A 7,320-nucleotide genomic window follows, 5' to 3' on the forward strand; every position below is an offset into this window, starting at 1 on the left:
TCCATCTAAAACCGGGAATGGGCTGCGAAACCGTGGCGGTTTTTCCAGGAAAACACGGAACATGAGCCAGGTGACGGCACTCTCTGCACACGGGTCGCTGCTGATGGTGAACACGATGCGCTTCCTCGTTTTTACCGTCCGGGAACCGTTCTTTTTCGGGTATTTTTTCATCCGGAACAGAGAATCGTATTGAACACATCAATGGACGACGATATATTTAACAAGATTAATTATGTAAGCCGTGGTACTGCTCGTGCTGCGCAATCCAAAAACGGGAAGTGGAAACCGTAATGAAATTCAGAAACCATTCGCGCACTCACTCGCAGCACGCTTTTACCGCGTTTAATCCGCTGGTTCCTGAAGGTTTGGTGTTACAGAGTCGGCGGAATATGCTCAAAGCATCGCTGGCGGGCCTGGCCGGTCTGTCTGTTCCCCATCTGTTACGCGCCTCAGACCAACTGAAGTCTGTCGGTAAATCTTCGCTACCGAAAAAAAGTGTGATCCTGCTCTGGATGACCGGCGGCCCGAGTCACATTGATACCTGGGATCCCAAACCGGATCGCCCGATTCAAAACCGGGGCCCGTTTGGAGTCACGCAGACTTCCGTGCCCGGGATCACGATTACGGACCGACTTCCCAAACAGGCGGCGATGATGGATCGTTTTACGCTCATCAGGTCAGTCGACCCCAAAATGAGCAGTCATCAACCGAATCAGGTGATGCAGACTTCCAACCTGCAGGCAACGCCGCGCACCAATCGTAAAGGTGATCGATTTCCAGCGATGGCTTCCATCGTGGCGAAACATCACGGTTCGAATCATCCCGGCATGCCACCCTATGTGGCGTTCATCAAAGATCCGACCCATATCGCGTGGGGCGGTTATCTGGGAAAACAATACGATCCGTTCATCGCCAACGATGCTGCCAATCTGCCTGTCTATGATACGGTGGGCAACGATACCGGTCAGATGAGTGGCGGAAAAATGTTCCAGTTTGCCTCCGGTCTCTCTTACGAACGCATGAGAAGCAGACGCGATCTGATGCAGCAGTTCGATAAGTTGCGCAGTGATATCGACCAGGCCGGTTCGATGTCCGCCATCGACAGTTACAGCCAGCGGGCTTATGACATGGTACTCGGCCAACGCGTGCAACAGGCATTTGATCTGAGCAAGGAATCAACGGCAACGCGTGACCGTTATGGCAAACACCTCTGGTGTCAACAGGCGCTCCTCGCCCGTCGACTGGTCGAAGCGGGTACTTCCTTCGTGACGCTCGATCTGAGTTACCATCCGTCTTCCGGGACGTGGGACAATCATGGCGATAACATTCCCCCCTATGGCGGCATAAAAAACGGGCTCGGCCCTTTACTTCCGTTGTTCGATCACCTGCTGACTACGCTTGTGCTGGACCTGGAAGAACGCGGATTGTCGGATCAGGTGCTCGTGATCGCCATGGGGGAATTCGGACGCTCTCCCATGTCCGGAACTCAGGGAAGCACCGATGGCCGCAACCACTGGCCCGTCGTGATGTCAATGTGTCTGGCCGGCGGTGGTATGAATCACGGTCAGGTGATCGGCGCCAGTGAAAACGATGGTGCCGAGATCAAACATCGCCCCGTTAGACCGGGAGATCTGGCTGCCACAATCTATCAGTACATGGGAGTTCCACTGGATACTCATTATATTGATGACAAAGGGCGACCGAATTTTGTCATTGAAAATGGCGAACCGATTCACGAATTATTCTAATTCTCCCCTGCGTGTCTGCTGCTGAGGTTCGCTGATTGAGTGATCATCGGGCAGTTGAAGATGTGCTTTTTACTGAAAAAATAAAAAACAGGGTGTAAAGGCGTCAGTTCCCCGTTTGTTTTTTGGGTTGCATATTATACTCTTCACGCTGAGATCTGAGACCAGCCTGTGAAATTTCGCAGCTGCTTTCCGTCTCTCTCCCGGAAATAAAACCAACCTGCGCCCTTTCAGAAAACGTCTCTGATTTTATGCCGAATTCATCCGCCTCGACATCGGTCTCTTCCCTGGAACAGCAGGCACAGCCAACTTGCTCGCGAAAACTGCGCTGGCTCGTGTACGTGTTACTGTTGACGGTCACGCTGGGGCAAAGCCTGGCAGCGATTCTCAACAGCGTGCCTCTGCAAAGTGCCAATGATCGTTCACGCTGGTGCACGGTCTGGTCGCTTGTGGAACAGGGCACTTTTCAGATCGATACGATCGACGCGCGGGCCGGCTGGTCCAGCATTGACAAGGTGCGCCATGAAGGACATTTTTATTCATCCAAGCCGGCACTTTTCCCGACGATGGTCGCCGGTTTGTACTGGGTCATCAAAACAACAACCGGATTAAATCTCAATCAGAATCTGTACGACGTTGCGCATCTGATATTAATCATCGTCAACCTGCTGCCGATGCTGATCGCCCTCGTATTGATCTGTCTGATGGTGGAACGGTATGCGCGAAACGATTTCACCCGCTTTTTTGTGGTCATCGCAGGTTGTTTTGCGACACTGTTAACGCCGTTTCTGTTAACGTTGAATAATCACTCCATCGCCGCATCCAGTGCTGTTTTCGCGTTGTACCCTTTCATGAGAATTCTGCTGGATCGGGAACAGAGGCCGCTTTATTTTCTGCTGGCCGGTTTCTTTGCGATGTTGACCTGCTGCAATGAACTGCCGGCGGCATTGTTCGGCCTGATGATCTTCGGGCTTCTGTTCAAAGCGAATCCCCGCTTAACGTGTCTGGTTTTTCTACCGGCGGCACTCGTTCCTCTGATCGGCTTCTTCGCGTCAAACTATGCCGCCACAGGAGGCTGGAAACCATTCTATATGTATTATGGAACCGAAAAATATTTATACGAATACCGGGGCGTACCCAGCTACTGGAACAATCCGCAGGGACTCGACCAGAATCTGGATTCGCCGCTGGTTTATTTATTCCATTGCACTCTGGGTCATCATGGTATTTTTTCCCTCTCGCCAATTTACTTGCTGACCCTGATTTCCTGGCTGCGCATCGGAAAAACAAAAGACCATGTTCTGCGGCCCCTGCTCTGGATCAGCCTGGTTCTGAGTGTGATCGTGTTCGGATTTTATCTGTCTCGAACGGGCAACTATAACTACGGTGGCAACAGTGCTGCTCTGCGCTGGATGTTGTGGCTCACACCGTTCTGGCTGATCAGCATGATTCCTCTGCTCGATGAGTTTTCCCATAAACGCTGGTTACAGATTCTGGGAGTCTTCTGCCTGCTGGGTTCCGTCTTTTCAGCCCATCACCCGCTGCACAATCCCTGGCGGGCTCCCTGGTTATATACGGTGTTACAACAATCCAGCTGGATAAACTATGAGCAACGGCCTCCCACTTTTGAGCGACCGTTAACCACCTGGCTGGCGTCCATTCCTGAACCCACGCCTGAGATTCTGGAACCGTTTGTCGAGTTCACGGGGCCGGCCAATGACGGCCGCCTGATCAAACTCAGACTCAGCGTGATAACATCAGACGGTACTAACGTCGCAAAACATCTGCGTACGATTCAGGTCACCCGATTTCTGGGGAACGAAAAAGTAGAAACGAAAGAATATTTAATTGACGTCCCTGCCTTCAAAGCGGGAAAATTTCCGCAAGACTTTTTACGGTGGCCGAACGGGAATGTCAGCCCGGCGGAAAAACATGCTGCTGAACGTTTCTTTTACGGCATGCCTCGCGCGCGGAAGTATAATCCGGGAAAGATGCGGCATCTATTTACGCCATTACGCGACGATGCGTTTCGCTGTCAACTGGCAGCATCCCAGGTTTCTGTTACGATCGGTTCCAAAACAGCGGCGGAGAAAAAACTGCGCTATCGAACGGACCTCTGGTTAAGCGACCAGATTCCCTTTGGAATCGCGCAGGTGGAAACTTCGGTGTATGACGAATCAACGAATTTACTCCTCAGCCGACAGACTCTGATTGTCACTAAAACCAGTAGCGTGATCAGAGCCGAGACTGCTGAGAAACCATAAAGTTATTGTTTTGGAGCCGCCGGTCCCGGAGTTGGCTGAACCCAGGCACTTTCGACATCGGTGATCTCTGACGGATTGGGATGCAGCTTTGAAGAGCGCACCAGAGCCCGCACATAAATTTCCTTACCATTGAAATCATAACTGGCGGAAGTGCCTTTCACGGTTTTCAAAGTAGCGCCAATCTTTTTGCTGTAACGTTTGGTGGAGTGCAATTCCTGGCCTTGTTTGTCTAACTTGGGCATCCCTTCTTTGGGATAACCTTCCAGAGTACCAATGAAATCTGTTGTATATTCCACTCCCTCTTCCGGATCGATTTCGACCTGAATTCCTTGATCGGAATAAGTAATAGATTTGAGTTTGACTCCGGAGGAAGCATAAAACCGTCCGGCTTCCATCGCATCCACCAGTGCTTCCGGCTCAAGCGCTTTTGATAATACAACGACCCAACCCCGGCCCGGTTCACTCGCACGGCTGGGTATTTTGTGATAGTTATGCCCATCATCGGTCGCCAGGCCATACATCATCGGCAGCTTCAACTCCGCCAGCCTTTTGGTCAGGATGATGTCCCAGATCCGGTCAGTACTGGGATAGATTTCATCGCCTTTGTTATTCACGCCGGGATGGCCGTTATAAACTTCAAAGAAATTTTCGCCCACGACCTTCATCAATTCTTCCGCAGTAACGCCGTAATGAAAATTGGGATGATTCAAATGGATCATCATCGACTGCCCTGTCCGTTCGCGTTGTGCCAGCAAGGCGTTCGTATTGTTCTGCATGACGTCATAAACGCTCGTGCCTCCCAGGGGAGTCAGCAGTGAATGCAGGTTGGTGGCGTTCATATGCACGGGCATATTTTTATAGCGGTCAGTGACCTCCTCACTTTGAATCAGCAGATACTTTCCGGGTTCACCCAGTTTTTCCGCAACTTCCTCGAACGTGCGCAACCGAACTTCCGTCTGCCCCTCTTTGTTTTTTCTTTCTTCGACCCAATCCGGAAAACGTTTTTTCAATTCTTCGTAGGCGTGCAGTTTGCCTTTATTTTTTTCGGGAACGGTCCAGCGTTCTGATGTCGGGAGCACATTATGGTCGGTAAAAGAAAGGAAGTCGTAACCGTGCGTCTTGTACCAGTCGGCAATCATCTCCAGATAATCATCGCCGTCACTCCACAGCGAATGCGTATGCAGATTCCCCTGATACCACTTTTCATTGTCCGATTCTTTTAAGGAAACCGGCTCCGCTGCATGAGTTATTGACACCAGCGCGAACAGACATATACTCAAGAGAACGATTGATTTTAAATTGGAAAATCGGTACACGCGGGTTAGTGCTGATTCATGGCAGGTCATCTTTTAATGCTCCGAGGTACTAAAATCAGTGTAATTAAAGGAAAGTCAAAACTTAAAAACCCTGGGGAGATCTGTTGATCAAATCTGCCTGCAGCTCTTTTTGTTTGTAAACATCGGGTGAGGCCACCGGCTTTAAAATAAAACCTGCATTCAAAATGTTTCGTAATGAAACGGGAGTGACTCCCCAGCGAATGATCACTTGTTTTTCTGCAGTGGGGCTGGGGGGATCGGTCTTTGCGACTTCCGGAAAATCCAGATCCTGCGGCAAAACGGTACCCTGCACCTGTTTGAGGTTAATATCTCCCCAGAGATAAAAGAGTAAAAACGTTAATTCGAGCGGTGGATCGCTCTTACTGACCAGAACGCAATTTGACACGTTCTGAGTCAGGCGCAGCTGGTGCTCGAATTGTAATAATCGCTCTCCTGCCGGGTTCGGCTTCGGCACGGAGTAAACGCCATACACAATATGCAAACACGACAAGGCAATCACCAGTGCAATTTCGACGACACGGTGTCCGTTCTCTTTCTTAAAGCGATGGCTGTACCAGAGAACCATGATCAGTGATAAGCCCAGAATGATCAACTGCTGCAAAAAACTGGCTGAGACTCGAGGACTGAGTGTATCGCCTTGGGAAGCGCTGACGAAAATCACAGACAGTACACCGACAGTGAAGACGGCCAGCACGGTCGGAAAACTGACACGGCGGAGGGCGATCTGCTGAAATTCCCATGTCACAATCGCAAGCATCGGGATAATCAAAAACATCTTCCACATGGCACGACTACTGACTTTCATTTGTGGAAGATATTGCACACCCCACCAGAAGAGTAATCCACAGAGTAACCAGATCAGGACCAACCTTAACCAGGCAATGTCTTTTTGATTTCCATCCGGTTTCAGTACGCGCTTGATTGCATGAAACAGGCCAAACAGGGCAAACCCCATTAAAAAACCCATCGAAGAAATAATATCACGCAAAAAATAAGTGGGATAAAACTCGGTTTTCCAATACAGGCTGATGATCGGTTGCCCGGGCCCCGCAAACCAATTACCCCAGAATCCGTCAATCTGCGATGCCGCCATCAATTCCCACCATCCTCCGACAGCAAAGCCGGTTAATGCCAGCACGAATAATGATTTCCACACACGGACAGCCTGTTTTAATACAGGTAATCTTTTCAAATCTGATGATCCGGAACGGCTCCTTGGCAGATCTACGGGATTGATAATATAGAGTCCCAGCATCAGCAGAACTCCCAATGCCAGCGCTCCTCCTGAAAGCAAACAAATTCCCAGGGAGATTCCACCACACAATAGTTTATATGATGCAATACCTGTTTCTGACTGGATATGGCCGAGGTAGCACCAGATCGTAAGCAGCGCAAAGAGCATGGGAAACGCGGGTGCCTCGATGAGTTGAATCTGCTTAATGATTACCGCATGAAATGCCAGCAGAAAACAGAACACAATCGCATAGCGGGGATTGCAGACTTTTCTCGTTAAACGATACGCAACAAACAGCATGCAGGACGTTGAGAAAACGGAAAAAAGAACCAGCGACGAAGACCAATGTCCAATCAAAGAAAGCAGTCCCGTGTAAAGCCAGCGTACGAGAGGAGGCTGGGAAATGAGTGCATTGCTGCTATCGCTGATCAAACTGGTTTTTCCAAGACACTGTAAACCAAACCAGGCAGATAACTCATCAATTCGATAGGAATGAAAGGCCAGTAAGCCTGGCACCAAAACCAGCAAGACGACCAGAGGAGACATGACAGCCGCCCGTCTCATCACCGGAAATAAATCATGAGCAGGCTCAACTGACCGTTGTAATAGTTCCTGATCACTGATGATTACCAATGGGGTCTTCCTTCTAACTTAACCAAACCGAAGTGAAACTTCTGCTTCACTTGATCCCTGCAAGGGGAGACATCAGTCCCATTCACTCTCACAGTATCCGCTTCCTT

General features: G+C 50.0%; 4 protein-coding genes. 2 read left to right on the forward strand and 2 right to left on the reverse strand.

Going from position 1 to position 7,320, the window contains the following annotated elements; genetic code table 11:
* Window positions 1–290: 290 nt before the first annotated feature.
* Window positions 291–1,748 carry a DUF1501 domain-containing protein gene (locus tag Q0294_RS00695; protein WP_299459661.1) on the forward strand — a complete coding sequence of 486 codons (1,458 nt, stop codon included), beginning with the start codon at window positions 291–293 and terminating at the stop codon, window positions 1,746–1,748.
* Window positions 1,749–1,996: 248 nt separating this feature from the next.
* The gene (locus tag Q0294_RS00700) at window positions 1,997–4,009 is read left to right on the forward strand and encodes a hypothetical protein (protein WP_299459663.1); all 2,013 of its coding nucleotides are present in this window, start codon (window positions 1,997–1,999) and stop codon (window positions 4,007–4,009) included.
* Window positions 4,010–4,011: 2 nt separating this feature from the next.
* On the opposite strand, the gene Q0294_RS00705 is transcribed toward Q0294_RS00700, so the two are convergent.
* Both Q0294_RS00705 and Q0294_RS00710 read right to left on the reverse strand, forming a co-directional pair.
* Window positions 4,012–5,265, reverse strand: a complete 1,254-nt coding sequence (locus Q0294_RS00705; protein WP_299459665.1) for a hypothetical protein — start codon at window positions 5,263–5,265, stop codon at window positions 4,012–4,014.
* Between the two features lie 142 nt (window positions 5,266–5,407).
* Window positions 5,408–7,213: a glycosyltransferase family 39 protein gene (locus Q0294_RS00710; RefSeq protein ID WP_299459668.1), complete on the reverse strand. Its 1,806-nt coding sequence runs from the start codon at window positions 7,211–7,213 to the stop codon at window positions 5,408–5,410.
* Window positions 7,214–7,320: the final 107 nt, after the last annotated feature.

This window comes from uncultured Gimesia sp., from assembly GCF_937919775.1.
Classification (GTDB): domain Bacteria; phylum Planctomycetota; class Planctomycetia; order Planctomycetales; family Planctomycetaceae; genus Gimesia.

Bases quoted from the DNA above. Each gene is read 5' to 3' on its own strand.
- Q0294_RS00695 (WP_299459661.1), top strand. From the start codon at position 291: ATGAAATTCAGAAACCATTCGCGCACTCACTCGCAGCACGCTTTTACC.
- Q0294_RS00700 (WP_299459663.1), top strand. From the start codon at position 1,997: ATGCCGAATTCATCCGCCTCGACATCGGTCTCTTCCCTGGAACAGCAG.